Below are 23,951 nucleotides of genomic sequence, written 5' to 3'. Positions count from 1 at the left end.
CGACGCACACACCATGTTCACGCCGATGCACCGTCGCAACTGGTGGCTGGCCTGTTGGGGCCTGGCACTGTGCAGCCCATGGCTCGCACAGGCGCAAGACAAATACCCAAGCAAAACCGTGACCTTGGTGGTGCCGCAAACCGCAGGCGGTGCCAACGACGCCATTGCCCGCGTGCTGGCGCAAAAGCTCAGCGAGCAATGGGGCCAACCCGTGGTGGTGGAAAACCGCCCGGGCGCCGGTGGCAATGTGGGCACAGCGTCGGTGGCCAAGGCCAAGAACGATGGCTACACCTTGCTGGTCAACGCCGACAGCGCCCAAGTCATCAACCCGTTTCTCTACCAGCGCACCGGCTTTGACCCGGTGAAAGACTTTGACCCCGTGGCACCCTTGGCCAAGGCCGGTTACGTGCTGGTGGCCAACCCGGCGTTGCCTGCCAACACCGTGGCCGAGTTGATTGCATTGGCCAAGTCCAAGCCCGAGCCGCTGGCCATTGCGTCGGCGGGCAATGGCACCTTGAACCACCTGATTGGGGAGATGCTGCAAAAGGCCACGGGCATTCAGTTGCAGCACATTCCCTACAAAGGCGCGGCCATGGCAGCGACCGATGTGGTGGGTGGGCAAGTGCCGCTGTCGGTGCAAAGCATGCCGTCCTCGATTGCCTTCATCCGCTCCGGCAAGCTCAAGGTCTTGGGGGTGGTGAACGAAAAGCGCTTGGCCGCACTGCCCGATGTGCCCACCATTGGCGAGACCGTCAAAGGCTTTGGTGCCACCCCGTGGTACGGCATGTTTGCACCCGCTGGCACGCCCAAGCACATCTTGGCGCAAATTCAAGACGAGGTGGCCAAAGCCCTGGACGCCAAGGAAACCCAAGACAAGTTGGCGACTCTGGGGTGCGAGCCTTTCAAAGGCAGCGCAGAGCAACTCGCTATCATCGTGCGCGACGACTTGCAGCGCTGGTCGCGCATCGTCAAAGATTCGGGTGCGAGAGTCGATTAGCCAGAGTGAGAACACATGAACATACGACAGTTGTTAGCGGCACTTTTGGGTGCCGCTTCTTTTTTGGGGGCCTCGGTTGCGTCAGCCGCTGAGCCTTTTCCCACACGGCCCGTCAAGTTGCTGATTGGCTTTGCGCCCGGCGGCAGCTCGGACACCGTGGCGCGCATCATGGCGCCGCGCATGGGCGAGTTGCTCAAGCAATCGGTGGTGATCGAAAACCGGCCTGGCGCCGGTGGCAACATCGCCTCTGAGCAATTGGTCAAAGCCCCCGCAGATGGCTACACCATCATGCTGGGCACCATCGGCTCGTTGGCGGTGAACCAGCACATCAACAAGCTCAGCTACAACCCCGTCACCGACATGCAGGCCTTGAGCATGGCCATCGTGTTCCCCAACGTTTTGGTGGTCAATGCCAACAGCGACATCCGCACCTTGGACGACTATGTGCGCCAAGGCAAGGCCGAGCGCTCGCGGGTGTCGTTTGGCTCTTCGGGCATCGGCAGTGCAGGGCACTTGGCGGGTGAGTTGTTCAAGGCCACGGCCAACCTCAACAACCAGCACGTGGCCTACCGTGGCGGCGCGCCCGCCATGAACGATTTGCTGGGCGGCGTGCTGCCCTCCATCTTCTCCAGCCCGACCGATGCCATGCAGTTCATCCAAAACGGCAAGCTGCGCCCGCTGGCCGTGACCAGTGCCAAACGCATGGACGTGTTGCCCAACGTGCCCACCATTGCCGAGTTGGGCTATTCGGGCTTTGAGGCCGTCAACTGGTATGCCTTCACCGCGCCCTTGCGCACGCCGCCCGACGTGGTGAAGCGTTTGAACGAGGTCATCACCACCACCTTGAACGACCCCCATGTGGCCGCGCAGCTGCGTAAGCTGGGCTTGGCCCCCACACCCACCTCGCCCGAAGACACCGCGCGCTACATGCGCGTGGAGAGCGACAAGTGGGGCGCGATTGTGCGCAATGCAGGCATCAGCGGAGATTGACATGAGCGCCACCATGGCTGAAAAAATACTGGCCCAACGTTCGGGCCAGACCCAGGTGCACGCGGGCGACATCGTCGTGGCCAACGTGGATTACGCGATGGTGCACGACGCCCGTGCACCCAACGCCATTCGCATGGTCGAGAAGATGGACGCCAAGCTGCCCTTTGCCTCCAAGACCGCGTGGGTGCTCGACCATTACTCACCCCCGCCCACGGTCGAGGCGGCACAAGGCCACAGTGCGATGCGCCGTTTTGCCAAAGAACACGGCAGCCAGCTGTACGACATTGGCGACGGCATTTGCCACCAGGTACTGCCTGAAGGCGGCCACCTGACCTGTGGTGACTTGGTGGTGGGCACGGATACCCACTCGGTCACCTACGGCGCGTTCAACGCGTTTGGCACCGGCATTGAAGGCACCGACGTGAGTGCGGTGATGGCCACCGGCAAGGTGTGGCTGCGTGTGCCCGAGTCGGTGCGCGTCACCCTCAACGGACGTTTGCAACCCGGTGTGTGGGCCAAAGACCTGACGCTGTACATGCTGGGTCGCTTTGGCGCGGAAGGCTTGAACTACCGTGCCATCGAGTACGTGGGCTCAGCCGTGAACGCCATGGAAATCGACGACCGCATGACCCTGGCCAACCACGCCGCCGAACTCGGTGCCAAGGCTGCGTTGCTCGAAGCCGATGACAAAACCTTCGCTTGGCTGGCGGCGCACGGTGCGCGTCCACCTCAGCCTGTGTTTGCCGATGCCGATGCGGTGTATGCCGATCGGCTGGACATCGACGCTTCGCAACTCGCGCCCCAAGTCGCGCGCAAGCATGCGGTGGACGATGTGGTGGCTGCTCACGAGGTGATTGGCCAAAAGATCAACTTCGCGCTGATTGGCACCTGCACCAACGGCCGCTTGGACGACATGCGCCAAGCCGCCGCGATTTTGAAAGGCCGTCGTTTGGCCTCGGGCGTGCGCATGATCATCACCCCGGCTTCGCGGCAAATTTATTTGGCGGCTTTGCGTGAGGGACTGATTGAGACCTTGACCGAAGCCGGTGCCTCGGTGGAAGCCGCAGGCTGCGGCACCTGCGTGGGCATCACCAACCATTTGATTCCAGGCGACCGCGAGGTGGTGATCTCCACCGCCAACCGCAATTTCCAAGGCCGTCTGGGCAACCACGAGGCCGAGATTTGGCTCGGCTCCGCAGCTACGGTGGCCGCGTCTGCCCTGACCGGGCGCATCACCGACCCTCGCACGGTTGAAGGCGGTCAATGGGAGGCCAGCCATGTCTGAGCATTTGATGGAAGCCACCGCCTGGGTGTTGGGTGACGACGTCAACACCGACCTCAACTGCTCGGGCAAATACCTGCCCGGCAAAGACGAGGCCTACATCGCGGCCCACGCCTTTGAAGCCGTCGATCCGAGTTTTGTGCAGCGTTTCAAGTCGGGCGACATCATCGTGGCGGGCACGCACTTTGGCATCAACTCCTCGCGCGAACAAGCGGTACACATCTTGCGCCGCATGGGTGTGGCCGCCATCGTGGCGCCCTCGTTCGGGCGCCAGTTTTTCCGCAACGCCATCAACAACGGGCTGTTGGTGCTGGAGTGCGACACCGCCGGTTTGCCCAACGGCGCGTCAGCGCGTTTGGACCTGCAAGCCCACACCTTCACGGTGACCCCCTCCGACGCCAGCCAGCCACCCATCACGCGCAGTTTCAGGGCTTTGCCTGAGGCCATCTTGGCCATCTTGCGCGAGGGCGGGCTGATTCCGTTCTTGAAAAAATACCCCAACTGGGAAGTCACCGCATGACCACCACCTCTCGCGCCCCGGGCCGCGTCTCGCGCATTCGCCAAGCCTTGCAACAGCGTTTGGCCACGGTCAAGCAGCGCGCCTTGGTGGCGCCTGGCATTTACGACGGCTACGGCGCACGCTTGGTCGCACAAGCCGGGTTCGAAGCCGCGTACATGACCGGCAACGGCGTGTCGGCCTGTTTGTTGGGTCGTCCCGATGTGGGGCTGATTGATTTGACGCAGATGGCCAACCATGCCCGCAACGTGGCCGCTTGCATGGACTTGCCGCTGATTTGTGACGCCGACACTGGCTACGGTGGCATCGTGGCCTTGCAGCGCACGGTGGCTGAGTTCGAGGCCGCAGGCGTGGCCGCCATCCACATCGAAGACCAATGCTCGCCCAAGCGCTGCGCCCAGTTGCCCGGCGCGCGCACAGTGCTGCCTTTTGACGAGGCGGTGGCCAAAATTGCCGCTGCTGTGGCGGCGCGCAACGACCCCGACTTCATGGTGATTGGCCGCACCGACAGCGCGGCCTCCATGGGGCTAGACGAAGCCATCCGGCGTGCCCAGGCCTTTGCGCAGGTTGGCGCGGGGGCGGTGTTTGTGGAACTCAAAGGCCACGCGGGCATCTTGGCTGACATTCGCCGCATCGCCGATGTGGTGCCGGTGCCCTGTGTGGTCAACATCGACGCCGGTGGCGCACTGGCCGAGGTGACCTCAGACCAGCTGCACACCCACGGCATTGGCGTGGCGATTTACCCCGGCATGATTCGCAACGCCGTGGGTTTTGCCATGCGCGAAGCCCTGGGGCATCTCAAGCACGACGGCAGCACCGCCCAAGTGCGCCCACGCATGCTGTCTTCACGCGAGTACACCGACGTGTTGGGTTTGCCCGATGTGGAGGCATGGGAACAGCGCTTCGACCCCAACACTTGAGGGATGTCCTAGGGTTTTTGAAGATGCGCACCCACCGCCCATTGACGCCCACGGTTCTTTGGAGGTTTAAACTTGCTCAATCGTTTCATGGAGAACGTTGATGTCTAGTTTGCTTGCCGAATTGTCTGAACGTGCCCGCCAGCTCTCACCACAAGAGCGGGCGCAACTTGCTGAAGGGCTCCTAGAGTCGCTCCAGGAGTTGTCATCGCCAGAAGTCGATGCCGCTTGGGATGCCGAGATTCTTAAGCGAATTGGTGAGTACGAGCGTGGCGAGGCTTTGCTTTTGCCTGCAGTCGATGTGTTTGCTGAAGCGCGCCGTCTTACTCAGTGATCAACGCACGCTTTCATAGCGAGGCTCGTCTTGAGTTTCTGGACGGGGTTACTTATTACGAAGCCATTGAGCTGGGCCTCGGAAACCGATTCCGTCAATCCGTTGAGGCCGCTGTGTCGCTGGCGCTATCGTTACCACTTGCCGGGTCTCCATACAAGCATGGAACGCGTCGCGTTTTTCCCAAAAAGTTTCCCTTCTCAATTGTCTACATGGTGGAGGAAAACGAAATTGTCATATTCGCCGTCGCGCACTTCAGGCGCAAACCCGGATACTGGAAAAGTCGTCGGCATAACACTTAACGGTCACACCATCGGATGGCAACGCTTATCGCTGAACAGCGCTTCGACCCCAAGATCTGAGGAGTGTCCTAGGGTCTTTACCTAGTATTCACGAGCAAGCCCCACAATAGACCCCCTTGCAGCCTGAGGCTGTGTTGATTTTGAGAGGGTCTATCCATGTTCCTGACTGTTCATCCCTTGTTCAAGCCCCTGGTGGCAGGTCTGTTGTTGGCTGTCTCGGCCTTGGCTTTGGCACTGCCCACCCCCAAAGACATTGAAACTGCGGTTCGCGAAGGCCACATGGCGCAAGCCGAGTCGATGCTGCGCGAAGTGATCCAAGAAAAGCCCCAAAGTGCCAAAGCGCACTACGAGCTGGGCCAAGTGCTGGCGCGCGAAGCGCGCTACCCCGAAGCCCTGACGGAGCTCAAGCAGGCCAAAACCATCGACCCGTCGTTGAAGTTTGCCGGCAGCGATGCCCAGTTCAACGCCGTGTTCGACAAAGTCAGTGCAGCGGCCACGCCCGCCGTGACGCACAGCACGCCGTCCACCGCTATGGTGCAAGCCGCGCCTGCGCCACAAGCCCCTGCGGCCTCTGGCAGCTCGCCGCTGAGCTACATCTGGATTGCCATTGCGCTGGTGGTGGTCGTGGCCTGGTTGGCACGCCGTTTTGTGGCCAACAACCCACCTGCGGGTAGCCCCATGCCCGCGCCCATGCAACCTCAGCCCGCACGTGGCTTTGGCGCGCAGTTCACGCCCAACCAGCCAGGCTACGCCCCCCAGGGCTACCCCGCACAAACGCCCAGTGGTGGCTCCACCATGACCGGCGCTGTGGTGGGGGGCTTGGCCGGTGTGGCCGCAGGTTATGCCTTGTCCAAAGCCTTGGAAGGTGACCACCACAGCAGCACCAGCGCGCCGGTGGTGGACAACAACGGCGGCTATGTGCCATTTGATGCACCTTCACGCCCCGACTTGGGCAGCTTTGATGCGGGATCTGGCAGTGGTTGGGACGACAGCGGCAGCGATGCCTCTGGCGGTGGCGACGACAGCTGGTGATGTCTTGGCTTTTTTCTGCGCGCGTCCGTCTGGCCTGTGGCGCGCTGCTGGTGGGGGTGTTGACGGCGTGTGCCAGCTCTGGCCCTGAGCGACAAGCGGCAATCCCCACCGCTGTTCAAACCTTGGGGCTCAAAGACACTGCCACCCCAGAGGTGGCCGCCGATTGGTGGCGCGCCATGGGGGACCCGGTGTTGAACCAGATCGTGACCCAAGCCCTACAAGGGCAGCCCACCTTGGTGGTGGCGCGTGCGCGCCTGGAGCGCATGCTGGCCATGGCCGATGTGAGCCGCGCCAACGGCCTGCCACAAACCTCGGCCGCAGTAGACCTGTCGCGCCAGCGCTTCACCGAGAACGGCCTCTACCCCAAGCCGATTGCAGGCGGTGTGTACAACACGGGCAACGTGCAGTTGGGGCTGGGCTGGACGCCGGATCTGTTTGGCCAACACACGGCCGAATTGGCGTCGGCCTTGGGGCAGGTGCAAGCCGCCCGTGCCGATGCTGCTGCTGCTGCGGTGACCTTGGCCTCGCAGGTGAGTCGCAGCTACATCGCCTTGGCGCGTGTGGTGGCACAGCACGCGTTGGCGCAAGCCACGCTCACGCAGCGCAGCCAATTGCAAGGCGTCACGCAAATGCGTGTGGCGGCGGGCATTGACAACCAATTGGAGTTGCACCAGTCAGACGTCGGGGTGTTGGAAGCGCGCACCCAGGTGCAGGCGCTGGACGAACAGATGGTTTTGCTGCGCCACCAGCTGGCGGCTTTGAGCGGGCAGGGCCCACAGGCTTATGACAGTTTGACGCCGCAACTCAGTGCCTTGCAACTGGAGGCCTTGCCTTTGAACTTGGGGGCCGATTTGCTGGGTCGACGAGCCGATGTGGTGGCGGCGCGCTGGCGCGTGGAGGCGGCCACACAAGATGTGGCGGTGGCCAAAACCCAGTTCTACCCGAACGTGAATTTGGGCGCTTTCGTGGGCGTGAACGCCATTGGTTTGGACAACTTGTTTGACAACGGCAGCCGCCAAGTGGGCATCAGCCCGGCTTTGCGCTTGCCCTTGTTCGATGCCGGACGTTTGCGCGCCCAACTGCGTGGCCGCGAGGGCGACTTGGACGTGGCCATTGCCAGCTACAACGCTACCTTGCTGGATGCGGTGAAAGAAGCCAGTGACGCCATCAGCAGCAGCCTGTCTTTGCGCGTGCAATTGCGCGACCAACAGCAGGCCCTGGTGTCTGCCCAAGCGGCATTCGCCACCCACCGTGCGCGCTTTGCCGCAGGCTTGGTCAATCAGGGCGTGGTGCTGAATGCGCAAAGCCAATTGCTGGCGCAACAACGTGCGTTCACCGAGGTTCAGGCCCGTGCCCTGGACAACCAGGTGGTGATGATGAAAGCCTTGGGCGGCGGTTGGCGCGAGTCGCCACAAGAACAAAAAAATTGAAAGAAATCGCATGAGCCAACTGTCTGCCAATGAAAAAGCCAACGCACGTCGCCGAGGCTTGCAAGCCATTGCAGCGACGATCGGTGTCGCAGCTTTGGTGTGGGGGGGCTGGCACTGGGTGTCGGGCCGACACCATGTCAGCACCGACAACGCCTATGTGATGGGCCATGTGTTGCAAATCACGCCGCAAATCACCGGCACGGTGGTGGCCATCCAGGCCGATGAAACCGACTTTGTGCGTGCAGGCCAGTTGCTGGTCAAGCTCGACGCGTCGGACGCCCGCGTGGCGCTGGAGCAAGCCCAGGCCCAGTTGGCGCAGACCGTGCGCGAGGCCCGCGCCTTGTTTGCCAACACGGGGGCTTTGGCCGCGCAGGTCAAGCTGCGCGAGGCCGATGTGCAACGCGCCCAAACCGATGTGCAGCGCACCCAAGACGATGTGAACCGCCGTGCACCGCTGGTGCCCAGTGGTGCCGTGAGTCAAGAAGAGTTTCAGCACATCAGCGCCCAACTGAGCGCGGCCAAGAGCGGCCTCAACGTGGCGCAGGCGGCACTCGACGCGGCCAAAGAGCAATTCAATGCCGGTCAAACGCAAACCGAAGGCACCCGCATCGAGAGCCACCCCAACGTGGCGCGTGCTGCGGCCAAGATGCGTGAAGCCTACTTGGGCCTGCAACGCGTGAGCTTGTTGGCGCCCATCGATGGGCACATTGCCAAGCGCAGCGTGCAGGTGGGGCAGCGCGTGCAAGCGGGTGCGCCCCTCATGACCCTGGTGGCGTTGAACCAGTTGTGGGTCGACGCCAATTTCAAAGAGAGCCAGCTCAACGAGCTGCACATCGGCCAAAGCGCCGAGCTGGAAGCCGATGTGTATGGCCACAAGGTGACGTTCCACGGCAAGGTGGCGGGTTTGGGCGCGGGCACGGGCTCGGCTTTCTCACTGCTACCCGCACAAAACGCCACGGGCAATTGGATCAAGGTGGTGCAGCGTGTGCCGGTGCGCATTGTGTTGGACCCCCAGGAGTTGGCCCAGCATCCGTTGCGGGTGGGCTTGTCGATGGATGTGACGGTGGACACCGCGGACCAAAGCGGTAAAAACCTGGCCGACACCCGCCGTGAGGGCGCGGTGTCATCGACCGCCATCTACGACACACTGCAAGCCGCCGCCGATGCCGAGGTGCAACGCACCATTGCCGCCAACCTGGGGACGCACAGCGCCAAACCATGAGCGACACACCTGCCGCTGACGCCGCACCCACTGCACCGCCCTCAGCCCCTGCCAGGCCCGAGCCACTGCATGGCTTGATGCTGCTGCTGGGCACGCTGTCTTTGTCGTTGGCCACGTTCATGAACGTGCTCGACTCATCCATTGCCAATGTGTCCATTCCGGCCATCTCGGGCGATTTGGGGGTGAGTCCGGGGCAGGGCACTTGGGTCATCACCAGCTTTGGGGTGGCCAATGCCATTTCGGTGCCGCTCACAGGCTGGCTCACACAACGCTTTGGCGCGGTGCGTTTGATCACCATGAGCATCTTGCTGTTTGTGTTGACCAGTTGGCTGTGTGGCTTTGCCCCTTCGCTGGAGTGGCTGGTGGTGTTTCGCGTGCTGCAAGGTTTGGTGGCCGGGCCCATGATTCCGCTCTCGCAAACGTTGCTGCTCTCCAGTTACCCGGCGGCCAAGGCCGGCACGGCCCTGGCCTTGTGGGGCGTGACCACGCTGGTGGCACCCGTGGTGGGCCCTTTGCTCGGGGGCTGGATCACCGACAACGTGTCGTGGCCCTGGATTTTTTACATCAACGTGCCGGTGGGCCTGGCCTCGGCGGCGCTGACCTGGGGCATTTACCGCAAGCGTGAAACGCCCACGCGCAAGCTGCCCATCGACAGTGTGGGCCTGACCTTGCTGGTGCTGTGGGTAGGCGCCTTGCAGTTGATGCTCGACAAGGGCAAAGAGCTGGACTGGTTTGCCTCCACCGAGATCGTGGTGCTGGGGCTGGTGGCCTTGATTGGCTTTGCCATTTTTGTGGTTTGGGAGTTGACCGACGAACACCCGGTGGTGGACCTGCGTTTGTTCAAAGGCCGCAACTTTGCGTTTGGCGCGCTGGCCTTGTCGATTGCCTATGGGCTGTTCTTTGGCAACGTGGTGCTGCTGCCTTTGTGGTTGCAGCAGTGGATGGGCTACACCGCCACCTCAGCCGGCATGGCACTGGCACCGGTGGGCATTTTGGCCATCTTCTTCACGCCGCTGGTGGGCAAGAAAGTGAACGCTTGGGACCCACGCTGGATGGCCACCGGAGCCTTCATTGTGTTTTCCATCGTGCTGGTGTTGCGCTCGCACTTCAACACGCAAACCGACTTTGCCCACATCTTGTGGCCCACCTTGATGCAGGGCGCGGCCATGGCGTTCTTCTTCATTCCCCTGACCACGCTCACCTTGTCGGGCTTGTCGCCAGAGCGCATTCCTGCGGCAGCGGGCTTGAGCAACTTTGTGCGCATCACCGCCGGTGCCATGGGCACTTCGATTGCCACCACGCTGTGGGAGAGTCGTGCCGCCTTGCACCACGCCCACCTGACCGAACCGTTGAATCAGGCCAATGGGGTGTACCTGGCCACGCTGGAAGGCTTGAAGTCTGCAGGCCTGAGCAGCGAACAGGCCATGGCGCAGGTCAACCGCTTGATCGATCAGCAGGCATTCACGCGCGCCGCAGACGATATTTTCTTGGCGTCAGCGGGTTTGTTCATCGCCTTGATTGGCTTCATCTGGCTCACCCGGCGGCCCGCCCGCCATGGTGCAGCCTTGGCACCTGATGCGGGCGGCGCGCACTGAATTTGCGTGTTGAGGTCTCAGAGTGTGTGAGCCAACAAGGCTTGGCCCACCACCTCTTGCGTCACACGCTGCGCGGCTTTGTGGGTTGACGTCATGGGGCGACGCGCCGACCACACCAGCATGAGTTGACTCAGCAGCCGCGGCCGCTCGATGCGGTGGGTGCTGAAGTCTTTGGGCTTGGCAAAGTTGCTCAGGGTGTAGGCGGGCAGCACGGCATAGCCCAGGCCTTCTTTGACCAATTCCAAAATCGCATTCAAACCATCGATCTCCAGCACGATGTGGGGCTTGCGGTTGAGGCGCTGCATTTCGGTGTCGATCAGCAAACGAAACGCGTTGGGTCGGCTGGGCAAGATCAGCGGCAAATCAAACAGCGCTGACAAGGCCACCTTGGGTTGCAGTGCAGCACCCGCCAGCTTGGCTTTTTTGCCGGCAATCAAAATCAAGGCATCTTCGTGCAGCACCGTCATCTCTAAATCAGGCGAGGGCGGCGGGTTGTAGAGCACGGCCATGTCCAGGCGGCCCGCTCGCAGGCTCTCAAGCATGGGCACCGAAAACCCTTCGGTCAGCGACAGCTGTGACTGCGGCAACTGGTCGCGAAACGAAAAGGTCAGCGGCACCGTGATCAGCTTGGACAGGCTGGGCGGCAACCCGATGGACACGCGCCCCGTGAGGGCGCCGCGCACCGAGGCCAGTTCTTCTTGTGCCACGCTCACTTGGTGCAAGATGCCGCGCCCGTGCTCCAGCATCACCAAGCCAGCTTCGGTCACGGTGACGCCGCGGCCGTTGCGCAGCAGCAGGTTTTGTCGCAATTCCACTTCCAGCTGGCGCACATGGCGGCTCAGCAGGGGTTGTGGCATGCCCAACGCAATGGCGGCTTTGGTGAAGCTGCCTAGCTCGGCGACCCGGACAAAGGATTCGATTTGCTTGAGTTCCATGGCTTTTTGAAAGTGAATAACCAATTGTCTGTTATTTAAATTCGTTATATCAGCTAGTTCTCCCCAAAACCCCTGACATGGCACCTGAAGCAGGGGGAGGTCTCTAGAATCCAGCCCATGCAAACCTCGACCTCTCCCCTTGTGCTGCGTGGTATTTCTTCCATGGCCACCAAGGCCATCCTGGCCGATTTGACCCAGGTCTACCAAGCTGAAACCGGCGTGGCCGTGCAGATCGAATCGGTGGGCGGCGTGGATGCGGCCAAGCGCGTGCAAGCAGGCGAAGCCTTTGATGTGGTGCTGCTGGCGTCGGACGCGATTGACCGCTTGATCGCCTCGGGCCATGTGTTGGCCGACAGCCGCAGCGACTGGGTGCGTTCGCCCGTGGCGATGGCGGTACAAGCGGGCGCAGCCCATCCCGACATCGGCACAGAAGCGGCGCTCAAAGCCGCTGTGCTGGCCAGTCCCAGCCTAGGGTTCTCCACCGGACCAAGCGGTGTTTACCTGAACCAATTGCTGGCGCGTTGGGGCATTGCCGAGCAGGTGAAGCCGCGCATGGTGGTGCCGCCTCCTGGCACACCCGTGGGCACGTTGGTGGCGCGCGGCGAGGTGGCCTTAGGCTTTCAACAACTCAGCGAACTGATTGCCTTGCCCGGCATTGAGGTGCTGGGCACGCTGCCGCCCGAGGTGGCTTACATCACCACTTTTTCGTCGGGCATTGCGCAAGTGATGGCCCATGATGCAGCGCGTGTTCAGGCGGTGCAGGCATTTTTGAAGTTCTTGGCTTCGGCTGACGTGGAAGACGTCAAGCGTCGCCAGGGCATGGACTGGCTCTGATTTTTTTCTCATCTCCAAACTTTTAGCCCTGAAGGTTTTTTATGTCTCTCATCATCGACGTACACGGTCACTACACCACCGCGCCCAAGGCGCTTGAAGACTGGCGCAACCGCCAAATCGCCGGTATCAAAGATCCCGCGTCCATGCCCAAAGTCTCGGAGCTCAAGATCAGCGACGACGAACTGCGCGAGACGATTGAGACCAACCAGCTCGCCAAGATGAAAGAGCGTGGCTCAGACATCACCATCTTCAGCCCACGCGCCAGTTTCATGGCCCACCACATTGGTGACTTCCAGGTGTCGTCCACCTGGGCGGCCATTTGTAACGAGCTGTGCTATCGCGTCTCGCAGCTCTTTCCCGACAACTTTGTGCCTGCGGCCATGCTGCCCCAGTCGCCTGGTGTGGACCCCGCCACCTGCATTCCAGAATTGGTCAAGTGTGTGGAGCAGTACGGCAATGTGGGCATCAACCTCAACCCCGATCCGTCGGGCGGCCACTGGACCTCGCCCCCGTTGAGCGACAAGTCGTGGTACCCCATTTACGAGAAGATGGTGGAGTACGACATTCCCGCCATGATTCACGTCTCCACCAGCTGCAACAGCTGTTTCCACACCACCGGCGCGCACTACCTGAACGCGGACACCACCGCCTTCATGCAGTGTTTGACCAGCGACTTGTTCAAAGACTTCCCGACCTTGAAGTTCTTGATTCCCCATGGCGGCGGCGCCGTGCCTTACCACTGGGGCCGTTTCCGTGGCTTGGCGCAAGAGCTGAAAAAGCCGTTGCTGTCCGAGCACCTGCTCAACAACATTTACTTCGACACCTGCGTGTACCACCAGCCAGGCATTGACTTGTTGACCAAAGTGATCCCGGTCAAGAACATCATGTTTGCCTCTGAAATGATTGGCGCGGTGCGTGGCATCGACCCTGAAACCGGCCACCCTTTTGACGACACCAAGCGCTACATCGAGGCCACTGCCAACCTGAGCGCCGAAGAACGTCACCAGGTGTACGAGGGCAACGCACGTCGCGTGTTCTCCCGCCTGGACACCAAGCTCAAGTCGCAAGGCCGTTGATTAATTTTCTGGAGAATCACCATGTACGAACTCGGCGTTGTTTACCGCAACATCACCCGCGCTGACCGCGCCACCACCGACAGCTTGGCCGCTTTGGGCTCTGCCACGGTGCACGAAGCCATGGGCCGTGTGGGCTTGATGAAGCCTTATATGCGCCCCATCTACCCCGGCGCGCAGGTGTCGGGCACGGCAGTGACGGTGTTGCTGCACCCCGGCGACAACTGGATGATGCACGTGGTGGCTGAGCAAATTCAGCCTGGCGACATTGTGGTGGCGGCCATCACGGCCGAGTGCACCGACGGTTACTTTGGTGACCTGTTGGCCACCTCGTTCATGGCCCGTGGCGCACGTGCCTTGATCATCGACGCAGGGGTGCGTGATGTGAAAGAGCTCACCAAGATGGGCTTTCCCGCATGGAGCAAAGCCATCAGCAGCAAAGGCACCATCAAGGCCACCATCGGCTCGGTCAACATCCCCGTGGTGTGTGCCGGCATGATCGTGCACCCTGGTGACGTGATCGTGGCCGACGACGATGGCGTGGTCTGCGTGCCCCAAGCCTTGGCTGCCAAAACACTGGCCACGGCACAAGCGCGTGAAGCCAACGAAGGCGAAAAACGCGCCAAGTTGGCCTCAGGCGTGTTGGGCTTGGACATGTACAAAATGCGCGAACCGCTGGCTGCGGCTGGCTTGAAATACATCGACTGATCGGACTTTCCCATGCGCACACTGCACCGCACGTTAGGACCTTGGCTGCTGGCAGCCTTGCTGGGTTTGGCTGGGTGCGTGCGCACCTGGGAGACGGGTGGTTCCTCGGTGCCCGCGCCTGCGCTGTCGCAGGTTGCGCCCGAGGTGCAGCAGGCGCTGGCGCCCACAGGCGTGTTGCGCGTGGGGGTGTATTTGGGCAGTCCTACCTCGTGGGTGCGTGACGCACGCACCGGCGCATCGCATGGTGTGGCGTTTGAGCTAGGCCATGCCTTGGGTTTGGCGCTGGGTGTGCCCGTGCAGGTGGTGAGCTACCCGCGCGTGGCCGAAGTGATTGAGGGACTCAAGCGGGCCGAGGTGGACATGACCTTCACCAACGCCACCGCGTCGCGTGCCAAGGACGTGGACTTCACACCGCCCTTGATTCAGTTGGAGCTTGGCGTGCTGGTGCCTGCCAACAGCCGCATCCAAAGCTTCGCCGATGTGGACCGTGCCGGTGTGCGTCTGGGCGTGAGCCAAGGCAGTTCGTCGCAGGGCGTGTTGGGCCAGCGTTTGAAGCTGGCGCGCTTGGTGCCGGTGGCGTCGTTGGAGGTGGCACAGCAGCAGTTGCAGCGCGGTGAGTTGGATGCCTTTGCCACCAACAAAGCCATCTTGTTTGAACTGTCTGAACAAGTGCCAGGCTCGCAGGTTCTCAAAGACCGCTGGGGTTTGGAGAATTTGGCCATCGCGATTCCGAAGGGGCGCGAGGCGGGCCGGGCTTATTTGAACGACTTTGCCCAAGCGCGTGTGCGCGAGGGCGATGTCAAGCGCATGTCCGAGCGCGCAGGTTTGCGTGGCTTGGCCCAGAACCCATAACCGCTTACAAGGAAGACCCATGAAATTGCTCACACGTTGGATGGCACGGCTGTGCATGTGCCTGGTGGCAGGCCAAGTCTTGGCGCAGGCCTATCCGAGCAAACCCATCAAAGTGGTGGTGGGTTATGCCGCAGGCGGCGCGGTGGATGTGGTGGCACGCACCATCGGGCAGAGTTTGTCCAGCAGCATGGGTCAGCCCGTGTTGGTAGAAAACAAACCCGGCGCGGGCACCAACATTGCGGTCAAGTCGGTGATCGGTGCCGAGCCCGATGGCTACACCTTGATGATGGCCGCCAATGCCTTGGCCGCCAATATGGCGCTGTACCAACCCATGCCCTTTGATGCCGAGCGCGACTTGGTGCCCGTGTCCTTGATTGGTCGCGTGCCGGTGGTGATTGCGGCCAACCCGAATGTGCCCTACGCCACTGTGAAGCAACTCATCGAGGCCGCCAAGGGCAAGCCCAACAGCATTGCCTTTGGCTCGCCCGGCAATGGCTCCACACCGCACATGGCGATTGAGTTGTTTGCACGCGCCGCAGGCATTGACTTGCAGCACGTGCCTTACCGCGGTGGCGCACCGGCCATCACCGACGCCATTGGCGGGCAAGTTGCTCTGGTTGCGGTGAATGCGCTGGAGGTGTTGCCACATGCCAAGAGCGGCAAGCTCAAGGTGTTGGCTGTGCTCAGCCCCAACCGCAGCCCAATTTTTCCGGATGTGCCCACCATTGCCGAGTCGGGCTTTCCAGGCTTTGAGGCCTCGGTGTGGTACGGCTTGGTGGCACCCGCTGCCACGCCCAAACCCATCGTGGCCAAGCTGCACGACGAAGTGCAAAAAGCGCTGCAAACCAAAGAAGTGCGCGAGCGCATGAGCGCGGTGGGCGGCGAAGTGGTGCCCGGCAGCGCGGACATGTTTGCCAACCTGATTCGCTCTGAGCGTCAGCGCTACACCAAGCTGGTGAAAGAAGCCAACATCCAACCCGATTGAGCACCTGCATAGCGATTGAACGATTGATACGAAAGAGAACTGAGATGGAATTTCAAAAAACCCCTGGCTGGCTCGACTGGTACAACGGCCCTACTAAACCCACCTTCAAATTGCCCGCAGGCGCGGTGGACGCGCATTGCCATGTGTTTGGACCCGGTGCCGAGTTTCCCTACGCGCCTGAGCGCAAGTACACGCCGTGCGATGCGTCCAAGCAGCAGTTGTATGCACTGCGTGACCACTTGGGCTTTGCACGCAATGTGGTGGTGCAAGCCACCTGCCATGGTGCCGACAACCGCGCCATGGTGGATGCGTTGGTCAGCTCGGGTGGCAAAGCGCGTGGCGTGGCCACGGTCAAGCGCAGTGTGAGCGATGCTGAGTTGCAAGCCATGCACGACGCCGGTGTGCGTGGTGTGCGTTTCAACTTTGTGAAGCGTTTGGTGGACTTCACGCCCAAAGACGAGTTGCTGGAAATTGCCGGTCGCATTGCCAAATGGGGCTGGCATGTGGTGATTTATTTTGAAGCGGTAGACCTGCCTGAGTTGTGGGATTTCTTCACCGCCTTGCCCACCACCGTGGTGGTGGACCACATGGGCCGCCCTGATGTGAGCAAGCCGGTGGATGGCCCTGAGTTCGAGTTGTTTGTGAAGTTCATGCGCGAGCACCAAAACGTGTGGTGCAAAGTGACATGCCCTGAGCGCTTGTCGGTGGCGGGCCCCAAGGCCTTGCACGGCGAACAAAACGCTTACCAAGACGTGGTGCCGTTTGCCAAGCGCATCGTGGACACTTTCCCAGACCGCGTGATCTGGGGCACCGATTGGCCACACCCCAACCTGAAAGACCACATGCCCGATGACGGCTTGTTGGTTGATTTCATTCCGCACATTGCACCCACAGCAGCCCAACAACAACAACTGTTGGTGGACAACCCCATGCGCCTGTACTGGCCTGAAGAGGTGGCATAAATGGCACTCGACAAACCTTACCTGGACGTGCCAGGCACGACGATTTTTGATGCCGAGCAATCGCGCAAAGGCTACTGGCTCAACCAGTTTTGCATGTCGCTGATGAAGGCTGAGAACCGCACGCGCTTCAAAGCCAACGAGCGTGCCTACCTCGACGAATGGGACATGACCGAGGAGCAAAAGCTGGCGGTCTTGGCGCGTGACTTGAACTGGTGCATCAGCACCGGTGGCAACATTTATTTCCTGGCCAAGATTGGTGCCACCGATGGCAAGAGCTTCCAGCAAATGGCCGGCTCCATGACGGGCATGACCGAAGAGGAATACCGCCACATGATGGTCGCAGGCGGACGTTCGGCCAACGGCAACCGCGTGGTGGGCGAAGACGGTGACGCACAAGCGCAGAACCAGCCCCAAGGCGCCGCAGGAAAGAAGAAAGACTGACATGGCAAAAATTACCGCATCTGTTTACACCTCTCACGTGCCCGCCATTGGCGCCGCGCTCGACTTGGGCAAGACCCAAGAGCCGTATTGGCAGCCTGTGTTCAAGGGTTACGAATACTCCAAGCAGTGGCTCAAGGACAACAAGCCCGACGTGATCTTTTTGGTCTTCAACGACCATGCCACGGCCTTCAGTCTGGAGATGATTCCCACCTTTGCCATTGGCACGGCGGCCCAATACCAACCGGCCGACGAGGGCTGGGGCCCGCGCCCTGTGCCGGTGGTGCAAGGCCATCCTGATTTGGCCGGGCACATTGCCCAGTCGGTGATTCAGCAAGACTTTGACTTGACCATCGTCAACAAGATGGATGTGGACCATGGCTTGACCGTGCCCCTGTCTTTGATGTGTGGCGAGCAAGACCCCCTCAAAGGCGCTTGGCCTTGCCCGGTGATTCCGTTTGCGGTCAACGTGGTGCAGTACCCCGTGCCCAGCGGCCAACGTTGTTTCAACTTGGGCCAAGCCATCCGCAAAGCAGTGGAAAGCTACGACGAAGATTTGAACGTGCAGATCTGGGGCACAGGCGGCATGAGCCACCAGTTGCAAGGCCCGCGTGCAGGCTTGATCAACAAAGACTTCGACAACATGTTTCTGGACAAGTTGATTGCCGATCCTTTGGCTGCTGCGGCCATTCCGCACATCGACTACGTACGCGAAGCCGGCAGTGAAGGCATTGAGTTGGTGATGTGGTTGATCGCGCGTGGCGCGATGTCTGACATCCAAGACGGCAAAGTCACTGGCCCCGCGCCTAAATTGAAGCACCGCTTCTACCATGTGCCCGCTTCCAACACGGCGGTGGGGCACGCGATTCTTGAAAACCAATAAAACCCCGGAGAAAAACGCATGAGTAAAACCATCAAAGTCGCCTTGGCGGGCGCAGGTGCATTTGGCATCAAACATTTGGACGGCATCCAAAACATCGATGGCGTGGAAGTGGTGTCGTTGGTCGGTCGCGAGCTGGATAAAACCAAAGAAGTGGCCCACAAATATGGCATCGGCCATGTGACCACCGACTTGGCCGAGAGCTTGGCCTTGCCCGAAGTGGACGCTGTGATTTTGTGCACGCCCACCCAAATGCACGCCGCACAAAGTTTGGCTTGTTTGAAAGCGGGCAAGCACGTGCAAGTGGAAATTCCCTTGGCCGACAGCTGGAAAGATGCTGACGAGGTGGTGCGCGTGGCCCAAGAAAAAGGCTTGGTGGCCATGTGTGGCCACACCCGCCGCTTCAACCCCAGCCATCAGTGGGTGCACAACAAAATCAAGGCCGGTGAATTCAACATCCAGCAAATGGATGTGCAGACGTATTTCTTCCGCCGCACCAACATGAATGCCTTGGGTCAGGCCCGCAGCTGGACCGACCACTTGCTGTGGCACCACGCGGCCCACACGGTGGATTTGTTTGCCTACCAAGCAGGCAGCCCGATTGTCAAAGCCAATGCGGTGCAAGGCCCGATTCACCCCACCTTGGGCATTGCGATGGACATGAGCATTCAGCTCAAGGCCGCCAATGGCGCCATTTGTACGCTGAGTTTGTCGTTCAACAACGATGGTCCTTTAGGCACTTACTTCCGCTACATCGGCGACACCGGCACTTACCTGGCCCGTTACGACGACTTGTACACCGGCAAGGAAGAGCAAATCGACGTGTCCAAAGTGGCGGTGTCGATGAACGGCATTGAGTTGCAAGACCGCGAGTTCTTCTCTGCCATCCAAGAAGGCCGTGAGCCCAACAGCAGCGTGGCGCAAGTGCTGCCTTGCTACAAGGTGCTGCACGACCTTGAGTTGCAACTGAACGCTTAACCCCACACCACAAGACCTGCCATGCAACAACGTCAGATTGGGCCTTTTTCTGTCTCAGCCATCGGCCTGGGCTGTATGAACCTGAGCCACGCCTACGGTGCGCCGCCTACGCCAGAGGTGGCGACCGCACTGTTGCACCGCGCGCTGGACTTGGGCTGCACACTGTTTGACACGGCAGCCCTGTATGGTTTTGGGGCCAATGAAACGCTGGTGGGCAAGGTGCTCAAGCCGTACCGCCAGCAGATCACGCTGTGCAGCAAAGGCGGCATGGCGGGTGTCACGTTCCCGGATGGGGTCAAGCGTGTGATTGATGGGCGCCCTGAAACCATCCGTCAAAACTGCGAAGACAGTTTGCGCCGCTTGGGCACCGACGTGATTGACCTGTACTACCTGCACCGTTGGGACAAGAAGGTGCCGATTGAAGACAGCGTGGGTGCCTTGAGCGACTTGGTGCGTGCGGGCAAGGTGCGCAGCATTGGTTTGAGCGAGGTGTCAGCCACCACGCTGCGCAAAGCGCACGCGGTGCACCCCATCGCGGCGGTGCAAACCGAGTATTCGCTGTGGACACGCAATCCTGAAATTGCAGTGTTGCAAACATGTCACGAGCTAGGCGCCACGTTTGTGGCTTTCAGTCCGGTGGCGCGCGGATTCTTATGCGGTGACTTGCGCGATGTGGGTGGTTTGGCGGCCAACGACATTCGCCGTGCCATGCCGCGTTTTGTGCCTGAAACCTATGCTGCCAATGTGGCGCTGCTGGACGCGTACCAAGCCTTGGCACGCGAGTTGGGATGCACGCCTGCGCAATTGGCACTGGCGTGGTTGTTGCACAAAGACAGCACGTTGATCCCGATCCCCGGCACACAAAATATTCGCCATCTGGAAGACAACATGGCAGCGGCGGCTGTGGTGCTCACGCCAGAGCAGATGCAGCGCGTGGAAGCCTTGATCAACACCCAGACGGTCAAAGGATTGCGCTACAACGCGCAAAACATGACGGAAGTGGATACCGAAGAGTTTGCGACGCTCTGAGTCTCGTCAAAGCAGGGGGCGTCGATAACCCCCTGTTTTGGTTTTGGGTGACAGCACCCATTGCCACAACTGCATGTCGCGAGCACGAAAGGCCCCGGCACAGGCCATCAGGTAATAACGCCACATGCGCTGAAAGCGCTCCGGGTAGCGTGATTTCAGCTCTGGCCATGCGGCGTCAAAACGTGCCAGCCAAGCCATCAAGGTGTGGTCATAGTCGGTGCCGAAGTTGTGCAAGTCTTCCACCACGAAGAGGCTTTCGCAATGCTGGCTCAGTTCACTGATGGCAGGCAATGCACCGTTTGGAAAAATATAGCGTTCGATCCACGGGTCTAGGCTCAAGGCCGGCGTGTTTTGACCAATGGTGTGCAGCAGGAACAGGCCTTGCTCGTGCAAGGACCGTTGCACGGCCTGGAAATAGGCCGGGTAGTTCTTTGGGCCCACATGCTCAAACATGCCGACAGAGGCCACCCGGTCGAACTTTTCAAGTCCCTGGGGGTTGAACAAGCGGTAGTCGGTGAGTTCAAACCGAATGGGTAAATGCGCTTTTTGTGTTTGTCCCCAAGCGGCTTGTTCACGCGACACCGTCAGGCCCACACATGACACGCCATGGTGTTGCGCGGCATAGCGCATCAGGCTGCCCCAGCCGCAGCCAATGTCCAGCAGACGCATGCCCGGTTGCAGTTGCAGCTTTTGACAGATCAATTCCAGTTTGGCTTCTTGCGCTTGTGCCAAGTTGTGGCTGTTGGCCCAATAGCCACAGCTGTAGGCCATGTAGGGGTCCAGCATGGCCTGAAACAAATCGTTGCCAAGGTCATAGTGCTCTTGGCCCACTTGCCAGGCGCGTGGCACCGATTGGCGATTCATCACCCGGGCTTTGAGTGCCGCCAACAGCAGTCCCGGTGGGCGGACTTGCTGGTCTAGCTTGGCGCGCAAGATCCGGTGCATCAACTCATCAATGCGTTCGCAATCCCACCACCCATCCATGTAGCTTTCTCCCAAACCCAGACTGCCCGAGCGCAGCACGCGGTGGTAGGTGTCTTCATGGTGTACCTGCATGTCCCAGGGACGGGTGCCATTGAGCGCGATATCTGCACGTGCCAGAAGCCGCACAAAAAGGTCGCGTACCTGGGGGCTTTGGGGGGGTGTGAAGGCTGTTTGTGGCATGGTCAGTTCAAAAGTGAATGAGCAGCAGATCGCCTGACAAGCCCGAAATTTAGCGCAAATTGCCTATTTGCGGGAGGCTGTTTCACACCGATTTCACGCCGATTGAACCAAGGTCAATGACGTGACTTTTCTTTCAGCAGCCTTGCAGGTGCGTCGCTTAAGATCAGGGGTTGTGAATCTCACTTCTTGACCCGTCAACCAACGTAACAAAGACACCATGGCTGCTGACAAATCCAAAATTATTTACACCCTGACCGACGAAGCGCCCTTGTTGGCCACTTACTCGTTTTTACCCATCGTTCGCACCTTTGCTGCACCTGCTGGCATTGAAGTGGCTGAGAGCGACATTTCGGTGGCGGCCCGCGTGTTGGGCGAGTTCCCAGAGTTTTTGACCGAAGCGCAAAAAGTGCCCGACAACTTGGCCGAGCTGGGCCGTTTGACCTTGCTGCCCGACACCAACATCATCAAGTTGCCCAACATCAGCGCTTCGGTGCCCCAGTTGATTGCGGTGATCAAAGAGTTGCAAGGCAAGGGCTACCACCTGCCCAACTTCCCAGAAGATCCAAAGACCGATGCTGACAAAGCCATTCGTGCGCGCTACTCCAAGTGCCTGGGCAGTGCTGTGAACCCTGTGCTGCGTGAAGGCAACTCGGACCGCCGTGCACCGCTGGCCGTGAAAAACTTTGCCCGCAAGAACCCCCACAGCATGGGCGAGTGGAGCATGGCGTCGCGTACCCACGTGGCGCACATGAAGCACGGTGACTTCTACCACGGTGAAAAGTCGATGACCCTCGACAAAGCCCGTGATGTGAAGATGGACCTGGTGACCCAGAGCGGCAAAACCATTGTGCTCAAGCCCAAGGTGTCGTTGCTGGCAGGCGAGATCATCGACAGCATGTACATGAGCAAAAAAGCTTTGTGCGACTTCTACGAAGAGCAGATGGAAGACGCACGCAAGACCGGCGTGATGCTGTCCTTGCACGTCAAGGCCACCATGATGAAGGTGTCGCACCCCATCGTGTTCGGCCACGCGGTGAAGATTTTCTACAAAGACGCTTTTGCCAAACACGGCCAGTTGTTTGACGAGCTGGGTGTGAACGTCAACAACGGCTTGGTCAACCTGTACGAAAAACTGGAGAGCTTGCCCACCACCAAGCGTGAAGAGGTCATCCGTGATCTGCACGCTTGCCACGAGCACCGCCCTGAGTTGGCCATGGTTGATTCGGCCAAAGGCATTTCTAACCTGCACGCACCCAACGATGTGATCGTGGACGCGTCGATGCCCGCCATGATCCGCATCGGCGGCAAGATGTGGGACGCCAACGGCAAACCCAAGGACACCAAGGCGGTCATCCCCGAGTCGACCTTTGCCCGTATCTACCAAGAGATCATCAACTTCTGCAAGACCAACGGCAACTTTGACCCCACCACCATGGGCACTGTGCCCAACGTGGGCTTGATGGCCCAACAAGCTGAAGAGTACGGCTCGCACGACAAAACCTTTGAAGTGCCTGAAGCCGGTGAAGCCCGCATCGTGGACATCGCCACGGGCGAGGTGCTGTTGACACAAAACGTGGAAGAGGGCGACATCTGGCGCATGTGCCAGGTCAAGGACGCACCGATTCGCGACTGGGTCAAACTGGCCGTCACGCGTGCGCGCAACTCGGGCATGCCGGCTGTGTTCTGGCTCGACCCCTACCGTCCACACGAAGCCGAGTTGATCAAGAAGGTTGAGCTGTACCTGAAGGACCACGACACCACGGGCTTGGACATTCAGCACATGTCGCAAGTGCGCGCCATGCGCTACACGCTGGAGCGTGTGGTGCGCGGCATGGACACCATCTCGGTGACCGGCAACATCTTGCGCGACTACCTGACCGACTTGTTCCCCATCATGGAGCTGGGCACCAGCGCCAAGATGTTGTCGATCGTGCCTTTGATGGCCGGTGGTGGCATGTACGAAACTGGTGCTGGTGGTTCTGCGCCCAAGCACGTCAAACAGCTGGTGGAAGAAAACCACCTGCGTTGGGACTCGCTGGGTGAGTTCTTGGCTTTGGCTGCCAGCTTGGAAGAGTTGGGCATCAAAACCAACAATGACAAAGCCAAAATTTTGGCCAAAGCCTTGGATGCCGCCACGGGCAAACTGCTGGACAACAGCAAAAACCCATCGCCTAAGACAGGTCAGCTCGACAACCGTGGCAGCCAGTTCTACTTGGCCATGTACTGGGCCCAAGAGTTGGCGGCACAGACCGAAGACCAAGAGTTGCAAGCCAAGTTCGCAAGCTTGGCCAAGACCTTGACTGACAACGAGCAGAAGATTCTGGCCGAGTTGCAAGCGGTGCAAGGCAAGCCTGTGGACATCGGTGGCTACTACATCTTGGATGCCAAGAAGGTCTCCGAGATCATGCGACCCAGCGCGACCTTGAATGCCGCCTTGAGCGCTTTCTGATCAAGACCTCGCGTTGATCGCATCAAGCGCCACCTCTTTGGAGGTGGCG

Annotated in this window: 24 protein-coding genes; 22 read left to right on the top strand and 2 right to left on the bottom strand. The window is 60.3% G+C overall.

The annotated features are described in order from the left end of the window. The first annotated feature begins 13 nt into the window (after positions 1-13). From B9Z41_RS09570 to B9Z41_RS09520, 11 genes are all read left to right on the top strand, one after another. Positions 14-997 (top strand): tripartite tricarboxylate transporter substrate binding protein, encoded by a 984-nt coding sequence (locus tag B9Z41_RS09570; protein WP_100146838.1) that lies wholly within the window; start codon positions 14-16, stop codon positions 995-997. Between the two features lie 15 nt (positions 998-1,012). Next, positions 1,013-1,987, top strand: a complete 975-nt coding sequence (locus B9Z41_RS09565; protein ID WP_100146837.1) for a tripartite tricarboxylate transporter substrate binding protein — start codon at positions 1,013-1,015, stop codon at positions 1,985-1,987. Between the two features lies 1 nt (position 1,988). Further along, a complete protein-coding gene (locus B9Z41_RS09560; protein WP_108301176.1) occupies positions 1,989-3,272 on the top strand; it encodes a 3-isopropylmalate dehydratase large subunit in 1,284 nt (427 codons plus the stop codon). Further along, complete coding sequence (locus tag B9Z41_RS09555) at positions 3,265-3,789, top strand: 3-isopropylmalate dehydratase (protein ID WP_199172967.1); 525 nt, start codon at positions 3,265-3,267, stop codon at positions 3,787-3,789. The genes B9Z41_RS09560 and B9Z41_RS09555 overlap by 8 nt, the downstream gene beginning before the upstream one ends. Beyond that, positions 3,786-4,706 (top strand): oxaloacetate decarboxylase, encoded by a 921-nt coding sequence (locus B9Z41_RS09550; protein WP_100146835.1) that lies wholly within the window; start codon positions 3,786-3,788, stop codon positions 4,704-4,706. The genes B9Z41_RS09555 and B9Z41_RS09550 overlap by 4 nt, the downstream gene beginning before the upstream one ends. Before the next feature lie 100 nt (positions 4,707-4,806). Further along, positions 4,807-5,037 (top strand): addiction module protein, encoded by a 231-nt coding sequence (locus B9Z41_RS09545; RefSeq protein ID WP_100146834.1) that lies wholly within the window; start codon positions 4,807-4,809, stop codon positions 5,035-5,037. Further along, positions 5,034-5,336 carry a type II toxin-antitoxin system RelE/ParE family toxin gene (locus B9Z41_RS17335; protein WP_100146833.1) on the top strand — a complete coding sequence of 101 codons (303 nt, stop codon included), beginning with the start codon at positions 5,034-5,036 and terminating at the stop codon, positions 5,334-5,336. Before B9Z41_RS09545 ends, B9Z41_RS17335 begins: the two co-directional genes overlap by 4 nt. Positions 5,337-5,492: 156 nt before the next feature. Beyond that, on the top strand, positions 5,493-6,368 hold the full coding sequence (locus B9Z41_RS09535) for a tetratricopeptide repeat protein (protein ID WP_100146832.1): 876 nt from the start codon (positions 5,493-5,495) through the stop codon (positions 6,366-6,368). Further along, a complete protein-coding gene (locus tag B9Z41_RS09530) occupies positions 6,368-7,798 on the top strand; it encodes an efflux transporter outer membrane subunit (protein WP_100146831.1) in 1,431 nt (476 codons plus the stop codon). Before B9Z41_RS09535 ends, B9Z41_RS09530 begins: the two co-directional genes overlap by 1 nt. Positions 7,799-7,808: 10 nt before the next feature. Next, complete coding sequence (locus B9Z41_RS09525) at positions 7,809-9,020, top strand: efflux RND transporter periplasmic adaptor subunit (protein ID WP_100146830.1); 1,212 nt, start codon at positions 7,809-7,811, stop codon at positions 9,018-9,020. Continuing rightward, complete coding sequence (locus tag B9Z41_RS09520) at positions 9,017-10,615, top strand: DHA2 family efflux MFS transporter permease subunit (protein ID WP_100146829.1); 1,599 nt, start codon at positions 9,017-9,019, stop codon at positions 10,613-10,615. The genes B9Z41_RS09525 and B9Z41_RS09520 overlap by 4 nt, the downstream gene beginning before the upstream one ends. 17 nt (positions 10,616-10,632) lie before the next feature. Here the strand turns inward: B9Z41_RS09520 and B9Z41_RS09515 are convergent, their stop codons facing one another. Next, positions 10,633-11,550: a LysR family transcriptional regulator gene (locus B9Z41_RS09515; protein WP_100146828.1), complete on the bottom strand. Its 918-nt coding sequence runs from the start codon at positions 11,548-11,550 to the stop codon at positions 10,633-10,635. A gap of 117 nt (positions 11,551-11,667) precedes the next feature. Between B9Z41_RS09515 and B9Z41_RS09510 the strand changes: the two genes are divergently transcribed. The 10 genes from B9Z41_RS09510 to B9Z41_RS09465 are packed head-to-tail and all read left to right on the top strand — an operon-like array spanning position 11,668 to position 20,289. Further along, on the top strand, positions 11,668-12,384 hold the full coding sequence (locus B9Z41_RS09510) for an extracellular solute-binding protein (protein WP_233202613.1): 717 nt from the start codon (positions 11,668-11,670) through the stop codon (positions 12,382-12,384). A gap of 41 nt (positions 12,385-12,425) precedes the next feature. Continuing rightward, entirely contained in the window at positions 12,426-13,460 is a 1,035-nt protein-coding gene (locus B9Z41_RS09505) for an amidohydrolase family protein (RefSeq protein WP_100146826.1), read from the top strand. Between the two features lie 21 nt (positions 13,461-13,481). Beyond that, positions 13,482-14,165: a 4-carboxy-4-hydroxy-2-oxoadipate aldolase/oxaloacetate decarboxylase gene (gene ligK / locus B9Z41_RS09500; protein ID WP_100146825.1), complete on the top strand. Its 684-nt coding sequence runs from the start codon at positions 13,482-13,484 to the stop codon at positions 14,163-14,165. Between the two features lie 12 nt (positions 14,166-14,177). Next, on the top strand, positions 14,178-15,017 hold the full coding sequence (locus B9Z41_RS09495; RefSeq protein WP_100146824.1) for a transporter substrate-binding domain-containing protein: 840 nt from the start codon (positions 14,178-14,180) through the stop codon (positions 15,015-15,017). 19 nt (positions 15,018-15,036) lie between these two features. Beyond that, complete coding sequence (locus B9Z41_RS09490) at positions 15,037-16,002, top strand: tripartite tricarboxylate transporter substrate binding protein (RefSeq protein WP_100146823.1); 966 nt, start codon at positions 15,037-15,039, stop codon at positions 16,000-16,002. A 44-nt stretch (positions 16,003-16,046) separates the two neighbouring features. After that, on the top strand, positions 16,047-16,964 hold the full coding sequence (locus tag B9Z41_RS09485; protein WP_100146822.1) for an amidohydrolase family protein: 918 nt from the start codon (positions 16,047-16,049) through the stop codon (positions 16,962-16,964). Beyond that, complete coding sequence (ligA, locus tag B9Z41_RS09480) at positions 16,965-17,405, top strand: protocatechuate 4,5-dioxygenase subunit alpha (RefSeq protein ID WP_100146821.1); 441 nt, start codon at positions 16,965-16,967, stop codon at positions 17,403-17,405. Position 17,406: 1 nt separating this feature from the next. Further along, the gene (locus B9Z41_RS09475; protein WP_100146820.1) at positions 17,407-18,285 is read left to right on the top strand and encodes a class III extradiol dioxygenase subunit beta; all 879 of its coding nucleotides are present in this window, start codon (positions 17,407-17,409) and stop codon (positions 18,283-18,285) included. Positions 18,286-18,303: 18 nt separating this feature from the next. Continuing rightward, the gene (locus B9Z41_RS09470) at positions 18,304-19,260 is read left to right on the top strand and encodes a Gfo/Idh/MocA family oxidoreductase (protein WP_100146819.1); all 957 of its coding nucleotides are present in this window, start codon (positions 18,304-18,306) and stop codon (positions 19,258-19,260) included. Positions 19,261-19,281: 21 nt separating this feature from the next. Further along, complete coding sequence (locus B9Z41_RS09465) at positions 19,282-20,289, top strand: aldo/keto reductase (RefSeq protein WP_100146818.1); 1,008 nt, start codon at positions 19,282-19,284, stop codon at positions 20,287-20,289. A gap of 6 nt (positions 20,290-20,295) precedes the next feature. Here the strand turns inward: B9Z41_RS09465 and cfa are convergent, their stop codons facing one another. After that, on the bottom strand, positions 20,296-21,453 hold the full coding sequence (gene cfa / locus B9Z41_RS09460) for a cyclopropane fatty acyl phospholipid synthase (protein ID WP_100146817.1): 1,158 nt from the start codon (positions 21,451-21,453) through the stop codon (positions 20,296-20,298). A 217-nt stretch (positions 21,454-21,670) separates the two neighbouring features. Between cfa and B9Z41_RS09455 the strand changes: the two genes are divergently transcribed. Next, positions 21,671-23,902, top strand: coding sequence for an NADP-dependent isocitrate dehydrogenase (locus B9Z41_RS09455; protein ID WP_100146816.1), 2,232 nt, complete (start codon positions 21,671-21,673; stop codon positions 23,900-23,902). Positions 23,903-23,951 lie beyond the last annotated feature (49 nt).

The sequence above is a fragment of the Limnohabitans sp. JirII-31 genome, from assembly GCF_002778315.1.
Lineage (GTDB): Bacteria > Pseudomonadota > Gammaproteobacteria > Burkholderiales > Burkholderiaceae_C > Limnohabitans.
This window is presented reverse-complemented; position numbering and strand designations above follow the sequence as displayed.

Excerpts from the sequence above, each read along its gene's own strand:
- B9Z41_RS09570 (WP_100146838.1), top strand. The coding sequence starts at position 14 with ATGTTCACGCCGATGCACCGTCGCAACTGGTGGCTGGCCTGTTGGGGC.
- B9Z41_RS09565 (WP_100146837.1), top strand. The coding sequence starts at position 1,013 with ATGAACATACGACAGTTGTTAGCGGCACTTTTGGGTGCCGCTTCTTTT.
- B9Z41_RS09560 (WP_108301176.1), top strand. The coding sequence starts at position 1,989 with ATGAGCGCCACCATGGCTGAAAAAATACTGGCCCAACGTTCGGGCCAG.
- B9Z41_RS09555 (WP_199172967.1), top strand. The coding sequence starts at position 3,265 with ATGTCTGAGCATTTGATGGAAGCCACCGCCTGGGTGTTGGGTGACGAC.
- B9Z41_RS09550 (WP_100146835.1), top strand. The coding sequence starts at position 3,786 with ATGACCACCACCTCTCGCGCCCCGGGCCGCGTCTCGCGCATTCGCCAA.
- B9Z41_RS09545 (WP_100146834.1), top strand. The coding sequence starts at position 4,807 with ATGTCTAGTTTGCTTGCCGAATTGTCTGAACGTGCCCGCCAGCTCTCA.
- B9Z41_RS09535 (WP_100146832.1), top strand. The coding sequence starts at position 5,493 with ATGTTCCTGACTGTTCATCCCTTGTTCAAGCCCCTGGTGGCAGGTCTG.
- B9Z41_RS09530 (WP_100146831.1), top strand. The coding sequence starts at position 6,368 with ATGTCTTGGCTTTTTTCTGCGCGCGTCCGTCTGGCCTGTGGCGCGCTG.
- B9Z41_RS09525 (WP_100146830.1), top strand. The coding sequence starts at position 7,809 with ATGAGCCAACTGTCTGCCAATGAAAAAGCCAACGCACGTCGCCGAGGC.
- B9Z41_RS09520 (WP_100146829.1), top strand. The coding sequence starts at position 9,017 with ATGAGCGACACACCTGCCGCTGACGCCGCACCCACTGCACCGCCCTCA.
- B9Z41_RS09515 (WP_100146828.1), bottom strand. The coding sequence starts at position 11,550 with ATGGAACTCAAGCAAATCGAATCCTTTGTCCGGGTCGCCGAGCTAGGC.
- B9Z41_RS09510 (WP_233202613.1), top strand. The coding sequence starts at position 11,668 with ATGCAAACCTCGACCTCTCCCCTTGTGCTGCGTGGTATTTCTTCCATG.
- B9Z41_RS09505 (WP_100146826.1), top strand. The coding sequence starts at position 12,426 with ATGTCTCTCATCATCGACGTACACGGTCACTACACCACCGCGCCCAAG.
- ligK (WP_100146825.1), top strand. The coding sequence starts at position 13,482 with ATGTACGAACTCGGCGTTGTTTACCGCAACATCACCCGCGCTGACCGC.
- B9Z41_RS09495 (WP_100146824.1), top strand. The coding sequence starts at position 14,178 with ATGCGCACACTGCACCGCACGTTAGGACCTTGGCTGCTGGCAGCCTTG.
- B9Z41_RS09490 (WP_100146823.1), top strand. The coding sequence starts at position 15,037 with ATGAAATTGCTCACACGTTGGATGGCACGGCTGTGCATGTGCCTGGTG.
- B9Z41_RS09485 (WP_100146822.1), top strand. The coding sequence starts at position 16,047 with ATGGAATTTCAAAAAACCCCTGGCTGGCTCGACTGGTACAACGGCCCT.
- ligA (WP_100146821.1), top strand. The coding sequence starts at position 16,965 with ATGGCACTCGACAAACCTTACCTGGACGTGCCAGGCACGACGATTTTT.
- B9Z41_RS09475 (WP_100146820.1), top strand. The coding sequence starts at position 17,407 with ATGGCAAAAATTACCGCATCTGTTTACACCTCTCACGTGCCCGCCATT.
- B9Z41_RS09470 (WP_100146819.1), top strand. The coding sequence starts at position 18,304 with ATGAGTAAAACCATCAAAGTCGCCTTGGCGGGCGCAGGTGCATTTGGC.
- B9Z41_RS09465 (WP_100146818.1), top strand. The coding sequence starts at position 19,282 with ATGCAACAACGTCAGATTGGGCCTTTTTCTGTCTCAGCCATCGGCCTG.
- cfa (WP_100146817.1), bottom strand. The coding sequence starts at position 21,453 with ATGCCACAAACAGCCTTCACACCCCCCCAAAGCCCCCAGGTACGCGAC.
- B9Z41_RS09455 (WP_100146816.1), top strand. The coding sequence starts at position 21,671 with ATGGCTGCTGACAAATCCAAAATTATTTACACCCTGACCGACGAAGCG.